The sequence below is a fragment of the Hymenobacter lapidiphilus genome, assembly GCF_013377885.1.
Lineage (GTDB): Bacteria > Bacteroidota > Bacteroidia > Cytophagales > Hymenobacteraceae > Hymenobacter > Hymenobacter lapidiphilus.
The window spans coordinates 99,012-121,733 of sequence record NZ_JABKAU010000004.1 but is presented as its reverse complement, the minus strand read 5'-3'; the positions used below and the strand labels follow the sequence as shown (position 1 = coordinate 121,733).

General features: G+C 61.7%; 13 protein-coding genes and 2 tRNA genes. 7 read left to right on the top strand and 8 right to left on the bottom strand.

All coding sequences use genetic code 11. The features are described from left to right. Window positions 1–68 precede the first annotated feature (68 nt). From HW554_RS03340 to HW554_RS03320, 5 genes are all read left to right on the top strand, one after another. Window positions 69–144: transfer RNA gene (locus HW554_RS03340), tRNA-Gly, on the top strand. A 48-nt stretch (window positions 145–192) separates the two neighbouring features. Then, the gene (locus tag HW554_RS03335) at window positions 193–678 is read left to right on the top strand and encodes an HNH endonuclease signature motif containing protein (protein ID WP_176906932.1); all 486 of its coding nucleotides are present in this window, start codon (window positions 193–195) and stop codon (window positions 676–678) included. Further along, window positions 679–761 (top strand) — tRNA-Leu (locus HW554_RS03330). It abuts the gene before it with no gap. 154 nt (window positions 762–915) lie between these two features. Further along, window positions 916–1,884 carry an AAA family ATPase gene (locus HW554_RS03325; RefSeq protein WP_176906931.1) on the top strand — a complete coding sequence of 323 codons (969 nt, stop codon included), beginning with the start codon at window positions 916–918 and terminating at the stop codon, window positions 1,882–1,884. 94 nt (window positions 1,885–1,978) lie between these two features. Further along, window positions 1,979–2,803: a class I SAM-dependent methyltransferase gene (locus HW554_RS03320; RefSeq protein WP_176906930.1), complete on the top strand. Its 825-nt coding sequence runs from the start codon at window positions 1,979–1,981 to the stop codon at window positions 2,801–2,803. Window positions 2,804–2,852: 49 nt separating this feature from the next. On the opposite strand, the gene HW554_RS03315 is transcribed toward HW554_RS03320, so the two are convergent. From HW554_RS03315 to HW554_RS03300, 4 genes are all read right to left on the bottom strand, one after another. Further along, entirely contained in the window at window positions 2,853–4,118 is a 1,266-nt protein-coding gene (locus HW554_RS03315) for a lipopolysaccharide biosynthesis protein (protein ID WP_176906929.1), read from the bottom strand. Between the two features lie 120 nt (window positions 4,119–4,238). Then, window positions 4,239–5,471: a glycosyltransferase gene (locus HW554_RS03310; protein ID WP_176906928.1), complete on the bottom strand. Its 1,233-nt coding sequence runs from the start codon at window positions 5,469–5,471 to the stop codon at window positions 4,239–4,241. 172 nt (window positions 5,472–5,643) lie between these two features. Beyond that, window positions 5,644–7,320, bottom strand: coding sequence for a T9SS type A sorting domain-containing protein (locus tag HW554_RS03305; protein WP_176906927.1), 1,677 nt, complete (start codon window positions 7,318–7,320; stop codon window positions 5,644–5,646). A gap of 172 nt (window positions 7,321–7,492) precedes the next feature. Beyond that, entirely contained in the window at window positions 7,493–10,324 is a 2,832-nt protein-coding gene (locus HW554_RS03300) for a TonB-dependent receptor (protein WP_176906926.1), read from the bottom strand. Window positions 10,325–10,474: 150 nt separating this feature from the next. On the opposite strand from HW554_RS03300, the gene HW554_RS03295 reads away from it, so the two are divergent. Further along, on the top strand, window positions 10,475–11,377 hold the full coding sequence (locus HW554_RS03295) for a YicC/YloC family endoribonuclease (RefSeq protein ID WP_176906925.1): 903 nt from the start codon (window positions 10,475–10,477) through the stop codon (window positions 11,375–11,377). Window positions 11,378–11,712: 335 nt separating this feature from the next. Further along, the gene (locus HW554_RS03290) at window positions 11,713–12,258 is read left to right on the top strand and encodes a hypothetical protein (RefSeq protein WP_176906924.1); all 546 of its coding nucleotides are present in this window, start codon (window positions 11,713–11,715) and stop codon (window positions 12,256–12,258) included. Between the two features lie 398 nt (window positions 12,259–12,656). Here the strand turns inward: HW554_RS03290 and HW554_RS03285 are convergent, their stop codons facing one another. The 4 genes from HW554_RS03285 to sov all read right to left on the bottom strand — a co-directional run bounded on the left by HW554_RS03285 (window position 12,657) and on the right by sov (window position 22,600). Beyond that, on the bottom strand, window positions 12,657–13,985 hold the full coding sequence (locus HW554_RS03285) for a M28 family metallopeptidase (protein ID WP_176906923.1): 1,329 nt from the start codon (window positions 13,983–13,985) through the stop codon (window positions 12,657–12,659). Between the two features lie 88 nt (window positions 13,986–14,073). Beyond that, window positions 14,074–14,460 carry a VanZ family protein gene (locus tag HW554_RS03280; RefSeq protein WP_176906922.1) on the bottom strand — a complete coding sequence of 129 codons (387 nt, stop codon included), beginning with the start codon at window positions 14,458–14,460 and terminating at the stop codon, window positions 14,074–14,076. Between the two features lie 42 nt (window positions 14,461–14,502). Further along, on the bottom strand, window positions 14,503–14,883 hold the full coding sequence (gene gcvH / locus HW554_RS03275) for a glycine cleavage system protein GcvH (protein WP_176906921.1): 381 nt from the start codon (window positions 14,881–14,883) through the stop codon (window positions 14,503–14,505). 220 nt (window positions 14,884–15,103) lie between these two features. Continuing rightward, a complete protein-coding gene (gene sov, locus HW554_RS03270; protein WP_246285081.1) occupies window positions 15,104–22,600 on the bottom strand; it encodes a T9SS outer membrane translocon Sov/SprA in 7,497 nt (2,498 codons plus the stop codon). Window positions 22,601–22,722: the final 122 nt, after the last annotated feature.

Below are 22,722 nucleotides of genomic sequence, written 5' to 3'. Positions count from 1 at the left end.
GGCTTGACTTCAGGATTTGCTGTACTACCTTTGTCACACCAAAACGCTCCAGGGCGTTTGAATCTCAAGCGAGAGTAGCTCAGCTGGTAGAGCGCGACCTTGCCAAGGTCGAGGTCGCGAGTTCGAACCTCGTCTCCCGCTCCAACACGAAAAACCTGCCCCATCCGGCAGGTTTTTTCGTTTCTTGCCGGTATGGCCAACACCCGCAAATGCCTGAGCACCGATGATGCGTTTCGGCAGGCCGTCGCCGAAAGCCTCTCGGTGCGGCAGGTGCTAAGCCGCATCGGGCTGGTGCCGGCCGGCGGCAACTACAAAACGGTGCATACCCGTGTTGCTCGCTTGGGGCTGGATACGAGCCACTGGACGGGGGCGGGGTGGAATAAAGGCGCGCGGTATAAAGCCTTTGGCCGAAAGGCTAAGCTGGAAGAAATACTCGTAGAAAACTCTGCCTATGCTTTTACTCACGGGCTACGTGGTCGGTTACTTAAAGAAGGGTGGAAGCCGTATCAGTGTGAACAATGTAATCTGACTGAGTGGCAGGGTCAAGCTATTCCGTTGGAGCTTCACCATAAGAACGGCATCAATAATGATCATCGGATTGCTAACTTGCAGGTGCTTTGCCCAAATTGCCACGCGCAGACTAAAAATTACCGCGGCAAAAATCAGCAGCAGCGATAGGCCGGAGTGGTGGAATGGTATACACGAGTGACTTAAACTCACTTGCCTTCAGTGGCTTACGGGTTCGAGTCCCGTCTCTGGTACTTATGAAAAGCAGCTTCGCAAGCGCGGGGCTGCTTTTTCGTTTAGCGGGCTGCCGGGCCGGAATTGCAACGGCGGGGTGGGTCCGAACGAAGCCAAATTTCTACCTTTAAGCTCCTGACTTCCGCTTGCCGCCCTGTGCCTATGTCTTCCGCTATGCTCTCTTCCGACGATTACCAGCAGAAAATAAGGCAGGCGTTTGCCGAAATGAGCAAGGTGGTGGTGGGCCAGCAGTACATGGTGAACCGGCTGTTGATCGGGCTATTTACCGGCGGGCACGTGCTGCTTGAAGGTGTGCCGGGGTTGGCCAAAACTTTGACAATAAGCACCTTGGCTAAGGTGTTGCATTTGCACTTTCAACGCGTGCAGTTCACGCCTGACCTGCTGCCTTCCGATTTGGTGGGCACCATGATTTACAACCAGAGCCGCTCGGAGTTCGAGGTGAAGAAGGGGCCGATTTTCGCCAACCTCGTGCTGGCTGATGAGGTGAACCGCTCTCCGGCTAAAGTGCAGAGTGCCCTGCTGGAGGCCATGCAGGAAAAGCAGGTGACCATCGGTGAAACCACCTATCCGCTCGATCTGCCGTTTCTGGTGCTGGCCACCCAGAACCCGGTGGAACAGGAGGGAACCTACCCACTGCCCGAGGCCCAGGTCGACCGATTCATGCTAAAAGTGCACGTCGATTACCTCAAGAAAACCGACGAGCTGGAGGTGATGCGCCGCATGGCTAACCTGAGCTACATGGATGATGTGCGCCCGGTGCTCACGCGCGACGATATCTTCGGCATTCGGCACCAGATCAATCAGGTGCAAATTTCAGAGACACTGGAGAAGTACATCATCGAGTTGGTGTTTGCCACCCGCAAGCCGGCCGAGTACGACCTGCCCGAGTTCCAGCAGTACCTGCAGTTTGGGGTAAGCCCCCGGGCTAGTATTGCCCTGCACCGCGCCGCCAAGGCCGTGGCCTTCCTCGATGAGCGCGACTACGTGCTCCCCGAGGATATCAAGGACGTGGCCGCCGACGTGCTCAACCACCGCATCCTGCTCAACTACGAAGCCGAGGCCGACGGTATCCGCACCCAGGACATGATTGAGGCCATCCTGCGTAAGGTGCCCATCAGCTAGGGGAGAATCGGCACGGATAATACAAGTAAGCGCCGCCGGCTTTTCCGGCCGCGTGGCTGAAACGGCTACACTCACCATTTCACTCTCTCCCCTTTTGTCAAAGCTCAGCAAAACCCTGCGCGGGCTCGGGAGCCTGCTTCGTAACCCCTGGCTGCTTAACCACGTGCTGGCCGCCGACGAAACCAGCTGGCAGGCCCGGGCGTTGCGCCACGCGGGCCGGTGGGGCGTAGCGCCAACAGGCGGGCTGCCAGTGGTACCGCTGACGGCCCTGCTGTCGGCTACCGGCGAAACAGTTGCGCCCTTTGCCTTCCGCGACGGTGGCTCGTTGCCCACCGACCTGGCTCTGCTGCGGGCGCTGGCTCGCCGGAAGCCCGACTGCCGATACTTTGAAATCGGGACGTGGCGGGGCGAAAGCGCGGCCAACGTAGCGGCCGTAGCCGCCGAGGTTCAGACGCTTAATCTGGCGGCTGAAGAGCTGCGGGCACTGGGGCTGCCGGAGCGCTACATCGAGCTACACGGTTACTTCTCGCGCCCTCTGCCCAACGTAACACACCTGCACGGTAACTCCGCTACCTACAATTTAGCCGCGCTGGGGCACTTCGACCTGGTGTTTATCGATGGTGACCACCGGTACGAGGCCGTGCGTACTGATACGCAGCGGGTATTCGAGCACCTGGTAGGGCCTGAAACGGTGGTAGTGTGGCACGATGCCAGCCGTCAGCCTGGTCGGCCCCGTTGGGAGGTGCTGGCGGGTATCCTCGACGGATTGCCGGCCGCCGCGCCGGGCCAGCTCACCCAGGTCGAAAACACGCTCTGCGCCCTGTATTTACCGGTTCCGCTCCCCACGCAGTCGCCTAACCCGCTGGCCGACCCGGTGCCCGCCTTTGAGGTAACGGTGCGAGTGGCTGGCAGCAAGTAAGCGAGGTCGGCTATTCTGATGAAGAAGCCCTCTGGCCGGGCGCGGCGCATTAACGGCTCCGCAGGAGCTGCCAGGCGCGGGTGATGTCGGTGCGGCCGGGCAGGAAGGAGGTGATGCCCAGACCTGTGGTCCGGCGGAAGTGCCAGAGCAGGAAGGCAGTGGAGGCAGTGTAGGAGAGCGTGGAAGCCAGCGCCGCACCCTCAATACCCAGGCGCGGAATCAGCAGCAGCCCCCCGGCCAGCGTGAGCGCCAAGCCGGCCACAGCGGCGGCGTTATTGATGCGGTATTGCGCGCGGCCGGCAAAATAGCTGCTGATGAGCATCTGCACGGCCATCATAACCGAGCCGGGAGCCAGCAGCTGCATCACCGTCTGTGCAGGGCCGAATTCGCGGCCGAACACGGCCGTGAGCACGGCGGGCGGCACTGCCACCAGCACCAGCACGGCCGCGGCCGTGCCCAGCACTGCCAGCCGCCCCACTCGCAGCGCCGATTCGGGCAGCGGGCTGCCACCGGGCGTGTTCACCAGATCGACGTATTGTACCAGGGCCGCACTGCGTGGAATCAGCCAGATGGCTTCCATCAGGGCCACGCCTACCGAAAGCACGCCTACGGCCCGGGCATCGGCGAAGTAGGCCACGAAATAGTAGCCCAGCCGGTAGTTGGCGAAGGCCAGCACGTTGGAAAAGTGCGCCCCCCGGCTGTGGCGGGCCAGCTCGCGGGTGGTGGCCCGCAGCCGGCGGCCGTGGCGGCGGCGCGGGTCGGGCAGGCGCAGCAGTGGCATCAGGCTCAGTAGCAGTGGCAGCCCGAAGGCCAGGTAGGCGGCGTAGTAGTAGGTTTCAACGGAAACCCAGCGCCCACCAAGCTTAAACGCCAGCAGCAATGTACCGGCCAGCAGCGCCACCTGGGCGAGCGTGAGTAGGTTGTAGATGGCCTCGCGGCGGCGGCCCAACAGCAGGGCCGTGTTTATCGAGAAAAAAGCCTGTAGCAGGCTCAATATGCCCAAGTGCAGCAGGTACGAGGGTTCGGGCTGCCGCAGCAGCGCTACCATGCCCGTGCCCAGCACACACACCAGCGTTGCCCAGCCGTAGGCCGGCAGCAGCAGGTGCCAGAGGTTGCGGCGCGGAGCCAGGTAAATGAGCGAGGAGCCACCCAGCAGCCCGATAAAGAGCAGAATGGCCGCGCAGTCGGTTACGAACAGGCTAACCGCGCCCCGGCCTGCCGCCCCCAGGTAGCGCGCCGTCAGCCATACCACCCCGAAGCTGAGCAGGGCCGTAGCCAGGCGGGTGGTAAAATTCTGAACGACTCGGCGCAGCATAAGGGAATTTTGGCCGGTGGGGAAATGGAGTTCAACCAGAGCGGGTGTCGGCCGCAAGAACGTCATTCAGCGCGAAGCCGCCCGCGCGGCTTCGCGCTGAATGCTCTGCCGAAGCCGGGGCTATTTGCTGCTCCTGATGCCCGCGTATACCTGCCGGAAGGTAGCGCCCACGGCCGGGTAGCTGAAACGAGCCAGGGCCGTTGCGCGCATCTGCTGCTCGTTGAAGCGGCCGGCCGGAGCCTGTAGCACTTCCAGCAGGGCGGCGTAAAGCGCCTGCTCGTTGCCGGGCTCTACCAACAGGCCGGCCGAGCCATCAGGTGGTAGCAGCTCGGGTACGCCATTCACGCGGGTGGCCACGGCGGGCAGGCCGCTGGCCTGGGCCTCAATCAGCACGCAGGGCAGGTTTTCGTAGTTGGAAAACAGCACGAAGGCCTGGGCACGGCGCATTTCGGCGGCCACCTGCTCCGAGGTCAGCTTGCCCAGAAACTCCACCGTGCCATCGGCCAGCAAACCCAGCTCGGCGGCCAGTTGGTGCATCTGCGCCTCGGCCGGACCGTAGCCGGCAATGCGCAGGTGCAGCTCTGGGTGATTGGTGCGCAGCCGGGCTACGGTGCGCAGCGTGCCGCTCAGGTTTTTGGCCTGCTCGTTGAAGGCGGCCACGTTCAGCAGGCCCCGGCGTTGGCCGGCCTCGGCAGGCAGCCCGAACCGGTCGGTATCCACCACATTGGGGATGATGACAGTTTGCCGGGCCCGGCCGCCCAGCCGCTCCAGGGCGCGTTTCAGGTCGTCGGAAACGGGGGTGAAGGCGGCTGCTTGGCTCACCAGCCGCCCGGCCAGCCAGCCGCGCCACCAGCTTAGCCGGTGGGCATTCACGGGCAGAAAGGCGGTCCAGTTTTCGGTAATCAAATACGGAATCTGGTAGCGCCACTTCAGCGCCAGCGCCAATGCCGCGGTGCGCAGCATGATATGGGCGTGTGCAATATCGGGCCGTTGGCCCTGCCAATGCCGGCGCACGGCCCGCCAGCCCTTGCCCATGCACACCAGCCACAAACCCAGTTTCAGCAGCTTATCCAGCGGGGCCAGCCCCGTAAGGCGGGCGCGGTAGTAGTAGCGCCAGGTGGGCACCGGGCCGCTCAAGTCTACTTCACTTTCGATGATGCTGCCAAGCGGCCCCCGCGCTACGGCCGCAAACACCACGGCGCTCTGCAGTGGCTGCTGTGGCGCATCGGTGGCGGCAATGGCGGCCACGTGCCGGGCCACAAAGTCGCCATCCTGGTCGTCGTAGCGGTGCGGATACCACTTGGGCAGGTGCAGAACGCGTAATGGGGGCAGGGGCAAAGAGGAAGCAGACACGGGGGTAAAGTTATGCCAAGCTGCAATAGTGCGCCGGCCTTATCCGCAATAAAAGAGCCGGCTACCCTGGGGTAGCCGGCTCGAAATAAATAGGCCAGTATAGGTGTACCCTAACAGTGCGGGCTCCGCCGCAGTAAATTAAGAACCTGAATACCTCACGTTAATACAACTACTAACGCACCACCACAAAGCGCACCGACTGGCGGGTTTCGTTGGTGGTCACCGTGGCCAGGTACACGCCGGCCTGCAGGTTATCGGGCAGGCGTAGGGCCTGGTTTCCGGTGCGCAGCTGGCCGTCGGCCAGCACGGTGGCTACCTGGCGGCCGGTCAGGTCGAACAGCTGCACCGTGGCCGTGGCGTTGCGGCGCAGGCCGAAGCGCAGCTCGGCCGGGCCGGTGCTGGGGTTGGGCACCACGGTCAGCTGCTGCACTTGGTCGGAAGCCGGGTTGGTGGCCAACGTCAGGCCCGGGGCGTTGTAGCAGGTTATCTGGGGGTTGAAGTTGGTCCAGCCGGCGGCCCAGTTGCCGGTGTTGGGGCCGGTGGCACCTTCCGGCGCGAAGGCCCCGCGGTAGCTTACCTTGTCGAAGAAGGCATCGGCGGCCTTACCCGTGAAGGCGGCCCCGGTTCCCAGCTTCGAGGTGGCCTTGGGCTGGAAGAAAGGGCTGGTTAGGTTGAAGTTCTCGACGGCTAGGTTCAGGTCGGCTACGGTCGAGGTGATGTCATTACCATTGTCGGTCAGAAATTTCTTGGCGTCGTAGGTGCTGCTCGTTAGTACATTAGCCACGCGGTTATCGGCGTAGCCGGCAAACACGTTGTTACGCAGTTGCAGCGCTCCGCTGGTGGCATTGCCCTCGCTGGCCGAAGCGTCGAGCAGCAGCCCCACTGGGTAGCCCGAAATAACCGAGTTGTACACGCTCAGGGCCGAGTTGCGTCGGATGTGCATCCCGCGCCTGTAGTTGCTGTTGAGCGTGCCGGTAGCGGGGGCAATGAAGTTGCTTATGTTGGAGAAAACCGGGGCCGTCTGGGGGCTGTTGGCCGAGCCGTTGGCGTCGTTGTCCGACTCGAAGCCGTTGGAGCCCGATACGTCGGCAATGTTGGGGTCGCGCAGGGCCAGGCCAAACTGCACCTTGCCCGCGAAGCCGTTGTCGGTGTCCCACTCATCGTCGGTGCCGCGCAAGGCAATCAGGTACTTGGCGTTCACCGTGCCCCCGAACCACTCGAAAGAGTCGTCGCCGGAATACGATACCTGAATGTGGTCAATGGTGGTGCCTGCGCCCACGCCGGCCAGCGTCAGGCCGTTGATTTCGTTGTCGGTGGTGAAGGCAATGCCCGGAAACTCGATGCGCACATACTGCAGCACGCCCGAGTTATCGTTGGGGTCGGTGCCACCGAAAAAGGTGTCGGGCGTCAGGCCGCCTTCCAGCTTGGGCAACGGCTGGCCGGGGGCCGCCGGAATGTTCTGCGGAGCCTTGCCGGCCAGAATCAGACCACCCCAGTCGCCCCGGTCCCGCTCGCCGGGAGCCTGGTTCGAGGTGAACACTATCGGTTTGGTCGCCGTCCCGCGGGCCTCAATCTTAGCGCCCTGCTTGATGGTAAGCGTGCCCTTCGAGGCTTTATCGCCCTTGATGATGGTGCCCGGCTGAATGGTGAGCGTCGCGCCGCTTTCCACGAACACGAAGCCTTTGAGCAGGTACACGCGGTCGGCCGTCCAGGTGGTGTTGGTCGTAATCGAGCCCTCCACCACTACCGGGGCCGGGGCCACGGGGCAGGTCGTCTGGGCCTGCGCAGCGGAACTGGCGCCGGCAACGGCAGCGGCGGCCAGCGCCAGCGAGAGTACAATCTTTTTCATAGCATCAACGGAAAGAAGTGAGGTGAAAACGAGTGGATTTTTTACCCTGCAAAGGTCCGGCAGCGGCAGCGCAGGGGCGTTAGCGGGCCGTTATCATTGGGTTACCGAAAGGTTGTGTTATGCGAGGCAGAAGAACGGTGTAGGGGCGAAGCTAAGCCTCGCCCCTACACCGTTAAAACTGGTAAGTCAGGCCCACGGTGGAGTATTGGCCGCGGCGGAAGCGGGCAAACGCGCCTCCGTCGGCCCCCGTAATTCTGCCGTCGCGGTTCGAGTCGTAGTACTGGCGGGTATGCTGGTTGAGCAGGTCCTGAATGCCCACCCGCACGCTCAGGTGCTGGCCCACGCTCTTGGTAGCCGCCAGGTCGATAACGTGGCGGGAAAGCTCGAAAATGGTGAAGTTCTGAGTGTTGCTGCTCGCGAACAGAATCCGCGGCCCGATAACATTGTACTGCGCCGACACCTGCCAGCCCCGGGCATCATCCTGGTAAAAAACGCCCGTATTCACCACGTAGGGCGACTGGCCCTGCAACGCACGCTGGTTGAGGTTGCCGGCCAGCTGCTCATCGTCGCTCAGCGTTACCCGGCTCTTAATCAGCGAGGCGTTCAGTACAAAGGCGAAGTGCTGCAGAAACCGGTTTTCGGTGATGTCGGCCAGACCTTTGCGGGCTTCCACCTCCACGCCCACATCGTAGGCGCTGCGGGCATTTACGAAGCCCAGCTCCAGCGTGCTGCCGGTTGTCGAGCCGGTTACCTGCTCGATGGCGTTGTTGAATTTCTTGTAGAACACGCCCACCGATAGCAGCTCGGCCTTGGTGGGGTAGAACTCGTAGCGCAGGTCGGCGTTGTAGATTTTGGCCGTGCGCAGGTCGCGGTTGCCCTTTATGAGGGCGTTGTTGTTGAAATCGTAGTAAGCGTAGCCGGCCACCTCGCGGAACTCGGGGCGATTGAGCGTAACGCTGCCCGCCAGCCGTAGCAGGCTGCGCAGATTGAAGTTGTAGGTGCTGTTGAGCGAGGGCAGGAAAAACGTGCGCTGCTCCTCGTAGGGCGCGGCGCTGGCCAGGCCCGAGCGCAAAAACTTGCGGTTATACTCCATCCGCACCCCGCCCGACACGCTGAACTTATCCGACACCGGGGCCACGGCGCTCAGGTAACCGGCCGCCAGCAGGTTGTCGGCGCGGTAGCTGTCTTCGTCGCCAGTGCCTTCGCGCAGCGTGAAACCGGTGTTGGGGTCGATATTTTCGGGCGAGAAAATCGTTTCAATCGGCAGCTGTAGCAGGTCGTAGTTGAAGCGCGCCGGCCGGGCTGGCACGAAGGAGAAAAAGCGGCTGGCGTAGCTGCGCTCCTTATATTCGGTGTAGAAGCCGGCGCGCAGCTTGTACTGGCTTTCGCGGGTGGTATCGCGGCCGCTCAGGCGCTGCTCCCACTGCCCGCTGCCCATGTAGGTGTCTTCGCGCAGCCGCGAGTAGTACGACGATACATCCTGCTGCGAGCCAATCTGACTGATTTCGACCTGGAAAGGCGGGGTAGGGTCGCCGGGCAGCGGCACGTCGCTGCCGGTGCGGTAGCGGCGGTAGTCGGGCTCATTGCGGAACACGTAGTTGTAACCCGACTGCCAGGTCAGGGTCGAGTTCTTGGCCGCGCCCAGCTCGTGGGTGCCGGCCAGCTGGCCCGAGTAAATCGTGCGGCTCTGGTAGTGCAGCGCGTGGTTGTCGCGGGCCCGGCCGTCGCCGCCCTGAGCAAAGTCGAGGCCCGTGCGGTGGGTTACCTCGTCGGTGCCATACTGGTTGAGGAAGTTGCGCAGCTCCAGCCGGTGGTTGTCGCTCAGGCGCACCTGCCAGTTATGAATCACGCCCAGCCGGCTGGCGGTCTGGGCCTGCTCGTCGGTGTAGTTGTAGATGTAGTTGCCGGTGCCCGTTTCCAGCCGCTGCCGCTGCACCTGGTACTGCTGGTGGGTATTCGAGTACGACACCGACGTGACGTTGCTCAGCTGGGCGCGCCCAAGCTCATACTTGCGCGTCAGGCCCAACGAGGCGCGCAGGTCGGGTAGAGCGGTGCTCAGCCGGGGCTTCCAGTTATTATCGAGGGCGCGGGCAGCCTGTAGCAGCTGGGCGTCGCTAAGCGGGTTCTGGCTGTCGTAGGGCTCGGTGCCTATCGTGGTGGGCATCTTCCGCTCGCCGCCGTCGTAGCCCGCCCATTGGGTGCTACTGCGCTGCGGGCTCTGCTGGTAGCCGCTCTTGAACGTGGTGCCCGCCCGGTGCCAGGCCGATACCGACAGGCTGGTCGTGTTTTCGAGCACCGAGTTCTTGGTGTACACTTTCACCGCGCCGCCCCCAAACTCGCCCGGCAGCTCCGGGGCGCCCGACTTGAAAATCAGAATCCGGTCAATCACCGACGAAGGCAGAATATCAAACGAGAAGGAGCGGGTATCTACCTCCGACGAGGGCGTGAGGGCATCGTTGAGCAGCACCGTGTTGTAGCGCTCGGCCAGCCCCCGAATCACGATAAACGAGTTGTTCTGGATAGTTACGCCCGGAATGCGCTTCACCACTTCGGCCGCGTCGCGGTCCAGCGTCTTCACAATCTGGTCGGAACTCATGCCACTCACCACCACTTCCGATTTCTTCAGATCCTGGAGCAGGGCCACTTCGGTGCCGGTCTGCTTCTGGCCCGTCACCACCACTTCGCCCAGCGTCTGGCTACTTTCCTCAAGCGCACCGTTGAGCGTAGTCGTCTGGCCATCTCGCAGCACGATGCCCGGGAAAGTGAGCGGCTTATAGCCAATCGACTGGACACTGATGGTATAGGTGCCCGGCGCGGCCAGGAGCCGGTACGTGCCATCGAGCTCGACGGGGGCGGCCTGGGTGGTGCCGGTTATGATGACGGTGGCCCCGATGGCGCCCTCGCCGGTTTTTTTATCACGAATCGTTCCGCTCAGTGTGGCTTGCTGGGCCCAGGCCAGTGAGCTGGTTATCAGCAGGAAAAACAGGATAAGCGTGCGTTGCATACAAGGCTCGAAAAGAGTTTTACAAAAGTACCCTGGGCCTGTTATGCTAATATTGCGCAGCCGTTATGTTTGTGTTACTACCACGGATTGCCGCCCATCTGCCCGCCGAAAGAACTACTTTCGCGGCCCCAATTACCCCTGTCTCTGCCCATGCTCCAGTCCATGACCGGCTACGGAATCGCCACCCGCGAAACCGACCACTACGCTGCTACAGTCGAAATCAAGTCGCTCAACTCCAAAAGCTTCGACCTCACCCTGCGCCTGCCCCGCTTTCTGCAAGACAAGGAGCTGGAAATCCGTAACCTGTTGGCTAAAAGCCTGGTGCGGGGCAAAGTCAATCTCAACCTCGATTTCACGCGCCCCCGCGCTACGGCCACGGGTGGGTCTATTGTGAATGAAGCGGCCCTAACGGCCGCCTGCCAGGAGTTGCAGGCCCTAAGCCTGCGCACCGGCCTGTCCTTCGACCAGGTAACGGCCGTGGCCCACGCCCTGCCCGGGGCGCTGCGCCTGCCCGCCGCCGATACTACTGCCACCGCCGAGCCCCTGGAAACCGAAACCAGCTGGGACGAGCTGTTGCCACTGCTGCACGAGGCGCTGGAGCGCCTGCACGAATTCCGCCGCGCCGAGGGCCGGGCTCTCACCACCGAAATCCTGGGCTACGTAGAGCACATCAGCCGGCTGCTGGCCGAGGTAGAGCGCCACGACCCCAGCCGTGTGGCCCAGGTGCGCCAGCGCCTGCAAAGCCACCTGGCCGACATCTCGGCCAACGAGCATTTTAACAGCATCCGCTTCGAGCAGGAGATTCTGCACTATATTGAGAAGCTTGACATTGCCGAGGAAAAGGTGCGGTTGGGCAACCATTTGCGCTACTTCATCGAAACGGCCGGGTTGCCCGAACCCACAGGCAAGAAATTAGCGTTTATTTCGCAGGAAATTGGTCGTGAGATAAACACCATCGGTTCCAAAGCCAACGACTCGACCATGCAGCATTTGGTTGTGAGCATGAAGGAAGAACTGGAGAAAATCAAGGAGCAGATCAACAATATTCTCTAGTGCCAAAACCGAAACGAGCTGGCCAGCGTAACTGACTAATATAACTTTAAGAACATTGTTATGTATAGGCTGTTCCCGATACTGTGTTGAATATTTTCAAGTATTCACTTATATTACATAAAAATAATTCTTCTGACTTAAACCGCTAGTAACCTCACTGAAGTGGCATTAATGGCCACTCAAAACGCCTAAGCAAGCCCGAAAGCAGGTTGTTTTTTACACAATGACTTGCGCTTCGAATTTTTAATCGTAAATTGTGTTATCCAAGCAGCCCGGCAAACGCCTTGCCGCTGGATTACCTCACTTAGCAACCCATCTTTTTTCAGCCTACTTCTATGAAAAAAGCACTACTTACCTTACCCGTACTCTTCCTGATGGTGCTGCTGATGGCAGCCCGTCCTTTCGCCGAGGTGGAGCTGATCAAAAAACGCGTTCTGAGTGAGCGGGTTGAAATCCTCATCCCTAAGGGGTTTGATGTGATGAGCGAGGAGCAGATGGACTTCAACTACGCCAAGTCGCAGAGCCGTCCGAGCGTCATCTACACCAACAACAAGGAAGTTAGTCTGGCCTTTTCCTACACCGATAACACGGCGGATCAGGACATGATGGACATGTACCACGACAACTTCTACAAGATCTACACCAAGCAGTACAAGGAGGCTAAATGGTTCAGCCACGGTGTAAAAGAAGTGAGCGGCCGCAAAGTGGGCTACCTCGAGCTGATGAAGCCGGAGCTGGGCCGCGAGTCGTACACCTTCATCTTCTTCACCGATGTGGAAGGCAAGCTGCTGATGTGCACTTTCACCTGTGCCGACCGCCAGAAGCCTGAGTGGGAGAACGTAGCCAAGCAAATCATGGGCTCGTTCAAAAGCAACAGCTAAAGCGTCGCCGCTTGTCGGCCCCCACAGTTTAAAAGCACTTCACCCGGAATTCACCGCAAGGTAGATTCCGGGTGAAGTGCTTTTAGGGCGTATAGAATATGACGCTAGACGAGTGCCGTGCTGAGCGGAGCGAGGAGTTCCGCGTGCAATGGCAATCCTATCGTCAGGAAGAATCTTGGGCGGCAATCATTCTGGCGGAATGAAGGATGATACTCGGTTTACTTGTTATATAAGCTGTTTAGAAAGTCAAAAGGACGTCATGCTTCATCTGGCGTCCGCGCAGCCGAAGCATCTCTACCGTTTCGTTACAGTCGCTCAGCGAAGCGGTAGAGATGCTTCGACAAGCTCAGCATGACGTTCTGATTGATTTCAGGTACTTCCTAAATAGCTTCATAGTCTCATTTGCCGGGAGCTGCGCCCGCGTCGTTCAAAAAGTCGCGCAATAAACCAAAAACGCCGCGGAAGGCCGTGAGAGGTAGGGTTTCGGGTCGGTCCTGCACATCGTGGTAGGCCGTAATGCCGCCGCGGGTATAGAAGAACAGGGCCGGCACGCCGCGCTCTGAGAAGGGGAAATGGTCGGAGTTAGCGGCCCGGCCGCGGGCAGCCAATGAGGTTATGTAATTGCCCGTTGCGTTCAGGCGCTGCAACCGCGCAAACTGGTCTTCGAATACTCGCCCGTTTACAACGGTAAGGCCCTCACCGCCGGTACCCAGCAGGTCAAGGTTGGCCAGCACCCGAATGGCGGGCAGCGGTATCAGCGGGTGCTCGACAAAGTAGCTCGAGCCTACCAAGCCGGCTTCCTCGGCTCCGAAAGCCAGGAAGGCCACCGAGTAAGCCGGGCGGTTTTCGGGGCGGGCATAGTAGGCCGCCAACTCCAATAGCATAGCCACGCCACTAGCGTTGTCGTTGGCCCCCGGGAAGTAGGTGTCGCGCCCCAGCCGGCCCAAGTGGTCGTAATGCGCCGATACTACCACGAACGAATCGGGGCGGGCGGTACCGGGTAAGTAGCCAACCACGTTCTGGGTGCGGTAGGCGGGATGCAGGCGGGCATCGAGATGCAGGCGCACGGTGCGGGCAGTGGCGGGCCAGGCAGCGGCCCGTACTTCCAGCCGGGGCCGCAGGGACTGCTCGCCGGCTATGCCGGCCGTGAGCTTGCCGGGTACCAGCGTGAGCTGTGCGGCGGCCGTGGCCAAGTGTGCCTGCACCTCGGGCGGCAGTTCAGCCAGCCGCCCGGCCTGGGCCTGGGTTAGTACCAGTACCGCCTTGGCCAGCGGCATGGCCAGCAGCTTCTGCTGGGCTGCAGGCTGCGCGAAAACCAAAGAATCGAGCTGATACACCGGGCCGCGCACTTCGCCGGGCCCCGAGTGGGGGGCAGCAATGAAATCGAGGCCGGGACGTAGCGACTGGCCATCGGCGCTCAACTCGGCGCGGCCGGGAAAGGTGTTAACGGGCAGCGTGAAGAACTGGTAATAGTCGGGGGCCAGCGGCTGCAGGCCCAGCGCGCAAAAGCGGTCCTGCAGGTAAGCCGCGGCCCGTTGCTCGCCGCCGCTCACGTAACCCCGGCCGTGCAGGTCGGAGGCCGTGAGCCGATCAATCGTCTGCCGGGTGCGGGCCATGTCCTGCGCCGTTGTTGGAGTAAGGCAGGCCAGCGTGCTGCCGAGCAGCAGACCCAGGGCCGCCAGGGGGCGGGCGGCAGAAAACAGGGGGAAGTGTATCGGCAACGGCATAGTCAGGGCTCAGGTGAAACTACAGTGGCAACAAGCCTCACCCCACCGGGCGCTGGCTTTCGCAACGAAAGCTGTCAGCTAAGGAATCTCACTGCCAGAAACGACGGGTAAACCACATGAAGGCGGTGCCGGCTGCCGCGCCCAGGGCGTCGCTGAACAGGTCGGACCACTCGCCGTGGCGGCCCATGGCCAGCAGGTGCTGCAGCATTTCGACCAGCGCGCCCAGGCCCACTGCCAGGGTGAGTACTACGCGGAAGGCTTGTGTCTGCCACCACCTCGACCACCGTTGCCGCCGGGCCGAGAAGGTGGCCAGCATCGTGAGCACGCCGAACACGCCGGCGTGGGCAGCCGTGTCGAAGGAAAGTAACTCCCAATGGGGCGTTACGGGCATATCGGCGGCGGGCGTGAGGGTGCTCACCAAAATAAACGCCGCCCACGCCAGCGGCAGCCCTACCAGAGGGCGCCGACGCGGCATGGGCGGCGTTTCGGAAGGCAAAGCCAACGGTAGCAGCGGCGCTTAGGCGCCTACCAGCTCCCCGTAGGTTTCAGACGTGAGCAGGTTGTCCAGCTCGGAGGCGTCGCTTATCGAGAGCTTGATGATCCAGCCGTCGCCGTAGGGGTCGGAATTCACCAGCTCGGGGTTGCCGTCGAGCTTGTTATTTACTTCGAGCACGGTGCCGCTGAGGGGGCTGAACAGGTCGGAAACCGTTTTAACGGCTTCTACGGTACCAAACACGTCGTTCTGGGATACCTCTTTGTCAATGGTGTCGATGTCGACGTACACGATGTCGCCGAGCTCTTTCTGGGCGTGTTCGGTGATGCCGATGTAGGCCACGTCGCCCTCAACGCGGACCCACTCGTGCTCTTTGGAATACTTCAGGGAGGCGGGCAGATTCATGGGATGGTGCTTAGGGAATGAACTGAAAAGCGAGGCGCGCCGCGCGCCGCTTCAAAAGTACAGGGAAATTAGGGACTTAGAAAGAACGTCACTCTGAGCGCAGCGAAGAATTTCCCGCAAGTCATTGCGTCAGCATTGCAGCGGCAGCACGATAGATTCTTCGCTGCGCTCAGAGTGACGTTCTTTCTAAGTCCCTGATTTCATCATCTCACCATTTCACCTACTGCGACAGGCTGTAGCGGAGTTGGATGCCGGCTTCGGTGGAGGTGTTTTTGAAGGCGTTGCCGGTTTTGGGGGTTGTGATGTTCTGGGTGAAGAAGAACTGCAGATTCAGGCGCTGGTTGAGCACGTAATCGACGGTGGGGCGCAGCTGTACCTGGCGGGTGCCGGCCGTTACCTGGCTGGAGGCCCGCCCGATGCTAGTCACCTTGGCCGGCTCGGTAGGTGTGGCATCTCTAGCATCCACAGGGTCTACCACATCCAAAATGGTGCGCTGGATGGCGTAGTTCTCGCTGATGCTGAGGTCGAGGCGGGCGTTGAGTTCGTTGCGCAATACGCGCTGCTCGCCCCCGATTTTGAAGGGCAGCCGAAACTTGTTGGTGGCAAAACCCACCCCAATCACGATGTCGTTGCGGCGCAGCTCGGTTACCTGGGCCACGGTCGAGTTCAGGCCAATGGTGCGGTCGATGCGGTACTCCAGGCGGCCAGTGAGGCGGCTGGTAGTCTGGAAGTCAACCCCGATGAGCGGGGCCAGCCGGTCGGCAATGGTTACCTGCCCGATGATGTAGTAGGGCACGAAGCGGTTGGCGTTATTGAGGACAGTCGAGAGACCATCAGGCTCCTTTTCATAATCGACCGTAGTGCTGTAGCCGGCAATGTTGTAGCTGGAGCCATACACGTGGTTGAGGCGGAACGAGCGGAAGTAGCGCTGTACAAACGGTATTTCGGACAGGCCGTTGTAGCTGATGTTCCAGTTGGGTAGCGGCAGCTGGGCGAAGGGCTTGAACTTCTCGGCCTTGTAGCCATCCGATGAGCGGCCCTTGTAGGCGTCGATAAATGCCGGCAGCAGTACATCCTGCGAGTTGTAGCCATAGACACCATCACCCGGGGTTTGGTTGGCCGCAGTCAGCCGCTGCTGGATTACCTCGCGGTTTGCCACGAAACGCTCAAACGCCTTCGACATAGTACCGGCGCGGCTCAGGTCGCCGAATATCGTTTGAATGGCAATGAACGAGGTGCTGAATGTGCCATTGCCCAGCGGATTACTGGCGGTGGGCGTGGGGTCAGCTACGGGCACGAAGTCATCGTCTACGAGCCGGCGGTAGAAAACCTGGCGGCTGCGCACGAGGTTGCGGCGGGCATCGAGCTGAATGTTGAAGTCGCGGATGGGCTCTAGGGTGGTGCGCAGCGTTAGGGCCTCGGTGAGCAGCGAGCTGAGCGGGGCGTTGAGGTACTGGCTCTGGTCGGTGTACCAGCCGTTGCCGTAGGCTTTGCTGAACAGGCCATCAAGGTCCTGCTGCTGGCCCAGGATGAAGGGCAGGCCCGGCGCGTTGAACCCGTTATCGAAGCCTAAAAAGCGGGTGTCGGGCAGATAGCCGGGCAGCAGCGTACCGTTGGAGCGTACGTAGGTGAAGTTAAGCGAGCGGGCCGTCATCAGGGAGCGGAGCACGGCTTTCAGGGCTCGGAACTCGGGGCCTTTGGCCGAGTCGGCCTCGGCGGTTTCAGGACCCGCGCCGGCGGCCCCAACCACGCCGGGCTTGGCGATTTTAGGCTCGGCGGGCTGCTGGCCGGGAGGCGGCGCGTTGTTGATGATGTTGAGGAAGCGCACCTTGTTGTAGAGCTTCACCAAATCAATCTTGCCGTTGGCGCTCAGCTCGCCGGTGTTCTGAATGGTGTTGCCCAGGTTCAGTGGCACGGTAGCCGTATCGGCGGGGTTGGCCGGGTTGGCGGGGCGGCGCAGGGCCGTGGAAGCGGCCTGCCAGCCGTAGGTGGCAGCGTAGCGGGCATCGGCCGAAAGCCAGTCGGTCAGCGGGAACTTGTCGAGCGGCAGGCGGTAGGTGAGGGCGACGGTCTGGTTGAAGTTGGTGGTGCGGCCGCCGCGCAGTAGGTTGTCGCGCAGCTGCTGGCGGTTGTCCCGGGCAATCTGCGATTCGCCGAGGGTAGTGCCGGGACCCTCATCCACTACGGCCCGGTTGGTGGCCGTGTAGTCGAAAGCCAGCGCTTTGGTCAGGTCCCAGCGCAAATCGTAAATGCGGCTGAAATAGAACACCTTCTGGAACACGCCCGGAATATTGCCCCGCACGGGCACCTGGCCGGGCTCGAGGGTACGCTGCAAAAACCGCTCGTTGTAGCGCCGGTCCAGGTCGGCCCGGAACGAGAAGCGTGAGGGCAAGGGGGTGAAGTTGACTTCCTTGAACAGGGCCAGGTAAGGCGAGTCGAAGGCCTTTACCTTGGCAAGCGGCGTGTAGTTTTTGGGGTTGGCCTGGTACACGTAAGCCAACGCGCCGGTGTAGGTGCGGGTGTAGTCGCGGTCGGTGCGGATGTCGGTGTGGGTGCGCTCGGTCAGCGAGTAGCTCAGGGCCAGGTTTTCCACGTCCCAGGGCTGCACCTTCTTCTCGGGGTTGGTGCGCTCCTTGCGCACGTTCAGCAGCGAAATGCTGCGCTGGCTGGTCTGGTCGATTACCTCGCGGCGGTAGGCGGCGCGCTCGTCGGCATCCTCAAACTTCTCCAGGCTCTGCTCCAGGCGGGTGTCGGGGTCGAGCGGGTCGTACTTGGGCGAGCGGCTTTCAATGCCGGCCTGCAGCAGCACCGGCACGCGCAGGCCCAGCTTCTCCGGGAAAAACTTGTCGGCCGCCACGGTGGCATTCACGTCGCCGCGCAGAATATTATCGATGGAGCGCTGCTGGGGTCGGTCCTGCAGGCCGCCGAAACCGGTGGTTACGTAGCTGCCGGTAGCCGTAATGTTGGCAATGTCGGCCAGCTTGGTATTGAAGCGCGCAGTGGCGGCCCAGCCGCTTTCGTTCTCAAACTCGGATACCCGCAGCTCGTTGGCCCACAGCGTCAGCGACTGGCTCGCGCCATCGTCGCCGGGGTTCAGCACGCCAATCATCGCGCCCTGCACCGACGATAGATCGGGGTTGCCGACTACCGTAATGGTGTTGCCGTTGGCCAGTTGCACCACGTAGGGGGTGCCGTAGCTCACGCCGGCCTTGTTGCGGGCCGACTTGGCGTCAATCAAATCCTGCAGCGTCAGGTCGATGCGGTTGGCAACTGGCCACACCTGGTCGACGGTGTAGCTGGCCCCCGCGCCGGTGGGCTGGGGCGTGAGCTCCAGTGGCAGCGCGTACTCGTAGTAGTTCTGGGTGTAGTCGGTGCCCAGGCGCACGAAGCCGCGGGCCTGGCCGCTGCGCAGGTTGCGGTCCTGGGTTTCGGCGTGCAGAAACAGCTTCAGGCGCTTGTAGCGCAGCATGTTTACCGTCAGGTTTTTGTAGGCTGCCTTAGCGAAACCGTCGCGCAGGCCGCCCACCACCAGGCGCAGGCTCTGCTCGTTCTGCAGGCGGCTGGTAGTAGTCGAGCCGAACTCCTGGTCGCGCCGGATGTTGGGCGGCAGCAGGTACGGAATCGAGCCGGCCCCGGCCTGCTCCACGCGGCCGTTTTCCTCAATGCTCACCGTCGAAATGCTGAACTCGTCGGCATCGGTATCGGGGTTGAGGATGCCGCCGGGCTCGGCAATTTTGGTGAGGTAGCGGCGCCACTGGTTGGCCACAAACTGGGGCTGCACCATGCGCAGCACCACCGGCTGCTGCCAGCCCGTGAGGGCCAGGCGCAAAAATCGAATCGACTTGAAGCCGAATTCCTGGCCGTCGGGCGTGCCCACGGCCCGGTCGTACTGCCGGATGGGAATGCGGAACTGGTACCAGCTGACGGGCTCGTCGTTGGTGTCGTCGTTGTTGTTCGTGACCTTGTCAACGATATAGTTCTGGCCCACTTCGAGGCTGCCGGGACGCAGGCGCACGCGGTACTCGTAGTAGCGCTCAATCTCCGAAATCACGTTGTCGCGGTTCAGGTCTTCCTTGTCGGGGTAGGCCGTCGAGCTCAGGCGGCTGCCCTCGGACGAGTTGCCCTCCATGCCGTTGAAATCCTTGTAGCGAGCCAGCACCTTGGCATTGGCCTGGTCGTAGCTGGGGTCGAGGTGGTGGCGGAAGTTGTCGCCGGCCGGGTCGGGTACACCCGCGTAAGCGCCCTGCAGTTCGGGCAGGGCCTGCTCGGCCGCGTCGATAATGCCATCGAGGCCCACATCCTGCTGGGCCCGGGCCCCGGCGGCGGGGTTAAAGGCGTCGGTGAGGAAGGGCTGGCGCGACACCCGGCCCCAGACGGTGTTGGTGGCGTCGGAGCTGGGGTTTTCTACCGGCAGGCCGTTCTCAAACTCGTACCGGTTGTTGTCGGCCAGCACGTCTTCCGAAACCGAACCCAGGTTCACGAACAGGTCGCCGCCGCTGGTGTTGTTGGCGTTGTGCCCGTCGTTGTCGACTACCCGGCCGTTTTCACCCGTCAGGAAGGGGTCCATGAGCCAGAACTCCAGGTACTCCACGTTGGCGTTGTCGAAGTCGGTATCGAAGGTGATTTCGCGCGAAATGGCCGCCTGCCGGGCCGCATTGGCAGCATCCGTCGTGCTGGCAAAAAACGTGGGCCGCGTGCGGTCGAATTCAGGCGTGTAATTATACTGGCCCCGCTGGTCGGGAAAGTAGGCTAGGTCGAACGTCGTTTCGAACGAGTTGCCGTTGGCCCCCAGGTTGCGGTTCGGGAACACCTCGTCGCGCTTGATGCCGCGAATGTAGTGGTTCTTCAAATCACCCGTGCCAATGTTGTCGGGCTTGCTCTGGCCGTTGGTGTAGTAGGTCTGGTCGATGGTGTACCAGGCCAGCTTGGCGCGGTTGTAGGCCGTAGCCAGACCGGTGGGCGCGCCACGTAGCGGCAGCGGGGTGCTGCCCAGTCGCCAGGCTACCGCCGAGTTCAGCCCGCCCAGCGTGTAGGGCGTGCGCGCATTCTCGAAATCATCGAGGTACGAAACGCCATTTTCGCCGCCGCTCTTATCGTCGCCGAGCTTGCTTTGGCTGGGGAGCAGCTGGGCAAACTCGCCACTGAACGAAACCGTCGAAATTTCTTTGGTCGAGATGAAGGGTAGCGCGTTGAGGTAGCGGGTCAGCGCCCGCGACTCGCGGCGCATATTCACGTCGAAGCCGTAAATGGTGTTGTTGCCCGGCTCGTCGCCGATGTTCACGCGGTTGATGCCGGGCGCCTGGTTTTCGCGCAGGTGCAGCACCGTGGCCCCGAAGAACATATCCGACGATACCCGGTAATCGAACCGGGCCCCGATCAGCTTGCGGGGCTGCACCTGCACCAGGGCGTTTTTCTCGAACTCCACCCGCAGCTCGTTGGCCGAATTCAGGTAGGCCGGGTTCAGGATTTTCACCTTGGCCTGATCATAAAACACCTGATAATCGACGCCTTCCTGGAGGAGCGTGGAGCCCGAGCGTACCCGCACCGAGCCCTCGGCCACGCCAATACCGGGCAGGTTAATCTCGTCGGTGCTGGTGGCCTGGTAGCGGCCGCGCAGATAGAACTTGTCTTTCTCCTGGATCTGCTGGGCGTCGCTCTGTACCTGGTTATACAACTCGCGGTAGGCATACTTGCGGGCCAGCTGCTGCTCGGTGGGCGAGGCTGCGGTATCGAACTTGGCGGCCAGGTAGCTGCCGAACGGCTCGATTTCGGGGAAGATGATGCGGCCCAGCTCGGTATCAACGGTGATGCCGGGGAAGAAGTCGAAGTTGCCGTCGGGGTTCCGGTCGTTATTGGGGTTTACGTTGTCGAGGTTGAAAACCTCAATCAGCGGCTTGTTGGCAATGTTCTGGCCCTCCTTCAGCGAAATCAGGTCAACGCCTGTCACATCGTCCTTGTACACTAGCTGCAGCTCGAACTTGTCGCGGTTGAGTTGCTGGGCGTTCAGGGCATAGATGTTTTTCATCATCAGATCCCAGGTCGGCAGGTTGCGCGTCAGCAGGTTCTCGTTGGCTGGGTTCACGCTCGGGTTGGCCAGGCCCACGGCGGGGTTGGTGGCCTTCAGCATCTTCAGGAAAATCACCTGGTCGGTGCCGACCTGCGAGTAGTCGTTTTGAATCTCGCCAACGGTGTAGGTCTGGCCGTTGTAGATATACTGGTACGATACGCCCAGCACCTGCTCGGGCAGCAGCTGGGTGTTCAACGAAAGGTAGCCCAGCTGGGCATTATAGGTGTACTCGCGCGGGTCGAGCTTGCGGGCCCGCACGTGCTCAAAGTCGATGTTCTTATCTAGGCCCAGGTCGCGCAGGTTGTCGTCTACCTGCAGATCCTGCCGAAAACCCGGCAGCCCACGGATAACCCCCAACTCGCTGTTGGCCTGGTTGTCGGCCAGGGCGCTGGGGCGGGCACCGTTGAGAAACTGCTGGCGATACACGCGCTGGGGCTCGGCCACATCCATGAGCGTGACTACGTTGCGCAGGTTGTCGCTCTGGCGGTTGTCGTTGGTCACCCACACTTCGAGGTAGGTGATGTTGATGCCGCTCTGAATGGTAGGCAGGTTGCGCAACGAGTTGTCGTACCGCTCCCGAAACACCTGGCTCAGGAAGTAGTGGCGGTCCTTTTCGTACTGGCTGGCCTTGATTTCGAAGGGCCGGCTCTGGCCCCCGTTCTGGATGCGCACCTCATCGGCCTGTCCGCGCAGGGTGCTGGCAATGGTGGTTACGCCGAGGCGGCCGAACTGCAGCTGGGCCTTCACGCCAAACAGGTTCTGGCCCCCGGTGATGAGCGAGTTGTTGAGCGGCAGGCTCACGTTGCCCAGCTCCACCTTGCGAATAATATCGGTGTCGAAGCCCGTGTAATCGAGCTTCATGTTGTTCTCGAAGTCGAAGGCCGCCTTGGTATCGTAGTTAAACGTCAGGCGCAGCTTCTGCCCAATCTGACCGCTCAGATTGAGGTTCATATTCTGATCGAACTGGAAGTCGCCATTTCGCTGCTGGCGCAGCGTGAGGGTGGGGTTTTCGTTGCGGTTGCCGCGGTAGCCCATGCGCAGCGTTACGGCCCCCTGGGGCCGAATATCCACGTAGCTGCCCCCAAAAATGCGGTCGGCCATGGGGCCGAGGTAAATCTTGGGAATCAGGCGGCGGTTGTCGGGCTGGTTGGGGTCGCCGGCTACGCCGCCGCCGCTGGCCCGCTCGCGGAAGTAGTCGCGCACGGCCTTTTGCTGCTGCCAGCGCGAGTATTCCTCGAACGTCATGCGGCTGGGGTCGCGGAAGTCGAGGCTCTGGCCGATGCCCTCGCGGATGTCGAAGTTCTTGAGGCTGTCGTCGGGCTGCACCTGCAGCTGCACGTTGTCGGGCAGTGGCAGCACCAGCGGCGAGCGGCGCCGCTCATTCGAAAAGCGCGAGCCGCGCCGGTCGGCGGGCTCTACCCGGGGGCGGGTGCCGGGCTGGTAGCGGGTGGTATCAATGCGGGGCGTATCGGCAGCGAAACCCCATTGGCCAGCCGGCCGCAAGCCGGCCGGCAGCCAGTCGGCCCAGAGTTGGCCCAGCGCAAAGGCACCCGTCGTGCCGTCTGCCAGCGGTGCGGCTTCCGACCACCAGGCCACCAACGAAACCAGGACCACGAAGGCGCTGGCGGAGAACTTCTTACCGGTAGTCAAACGTCAATATCCGTCGAGAGAGGAGTTGTTAATTGTTAGTTGTCAGTGGGCAGTTGTTAGTGTCGGTTAAGCTGTTTGGATAATAGTTGTCAGAGGCCGGGGCGGACCTGCGTTTCGTGGCT

Excerpts from the sequence above, each read along its gene's own strand:
- HW554_RS03335 (WP_176906932.1), top strand. The coding sequence starts at position 193 with ATGGCCAACACCCGCAAATGCCTGAGCACCGATGATGCGTTTCGGCAG.
- HW554_RS03325 (WP_176906931.1), top strand. The coding sequence starts at position 916 with ATGCTCTCTTCCGACGATTACCAGCAGAAAATAAGGCAGGCGTTTGCC.
- HW554_RS03315 (WP_176906929.1), bottom strand. The coding sequence starts at position 4,118 with ATGCTGCGCCGAGTCGTTCAGAATTTTACCACCCGCCTGGCTACGGCC.
- HW554_RS03305 (WP_176906927.1), bottom strand. The coding sequence starts at position 7,320 with ATGAAAAAGATTGTACTCTCGCTGGCGCTGGCCGCCGCTGCCGTTGCC.
- HW554_RS03300 (WP_176906926.1), bottom strand. The coding sequence starts at position 10,324 with ATGCAACGCACGCTTATCCTGTTTTTCCTGCTGATAACCAGCTCACTG.
- HW554_RS03295 (WP_176906925.1), top strand. The coding sequence starts at position 10,475 with ATGCTCCAGTCCATGACCGGCTACGGAATCGCCACCCGCGAAACCGAC.
- HW554_RS03290 (WP_176906924.1), top strand. The coding sequence starts at position 11,713 with ATGAAAAAAGCACTACTTACCTTACCCGTACTCTTCCTGATGGTGCTG.
- HW554_RS03285 (WP_176906923.1), bottom strand. The coding sequence starts at position 13,985 with ATGCCGTTGCCGATACACTTCCCCCTGTTTTCTGCCGCCCGCCCCCTG.
- HW554_RS03280 (WP_176906922.1), bottom strand. The coding sequence starts at position 14,460 with ATGCCGCGTCGGCGCCCTCTGGTAGGGCTGCCGCTGGCGTGGGCGGCG.
- gcvH (WP_176906921.1), bottom strand. The coding sequence starts at position 14,883 with ATGAATCTGCCCGCCTCCCTGAAGTATTCCAAAGAGCACGAGTGGGTC.